Below are 242 nucleotides of genomic sequence, written 5' to 3'. Positions count from 1 at the left end.
AGTGTGTTGTTCGGTCGTTAAACACTATCCAAACTATCTGTCTCTCTGCTTTTTACTAAGGTTATTATTGGTATGTCTCAATTCGACTACCATCAATGACATACGCTGTATCTGCTAGCTCCGAGCTGCTGCTTTCTGTTCTGAGCATACCGACTACGTAAACCACATCCCAGATTTCAGATATTGCCACACCCTCTTTAAATCTCACTCGAATAATTTGGTTCGGTGGCGGTGGTGGAATA

At 42.6% G+C, this 242-nt stretch carries 1 protein-coding gene; it reads right to left on the bottom strand.

All coding sequences use genetic code 11. The annotated features are described in order from the left end of the window. Positions 1-64: 64 nt before the first annotated feature. Complete coding sequence (locus MRS74_RS24285) at positions 65-241, bottom strand: DUF3299 domain-containing protein (RefSeq protein ID WP_368671326.1); 177 nt, start codon at positions 239-241, stop codon at positions 65-67. Position 242 lies beyond the last annotated feature (1 nt).

This window comes from Marinobacterium sedimentorum, assembly GCF_024267675.1.
Classification (GTDB): Bacteria; Pseudomonadota; Gammaproteobacteria; order Pseudomonadales; family Balneatricaceae; genus Marinobacterium_A; species Marinobacterium_A sedimentorum.
The sequence above is the reverse complement of the archived record's forward strand: the minus strand, read 5'-3'. Positions and strand labels throughout refer to the sequence as shown.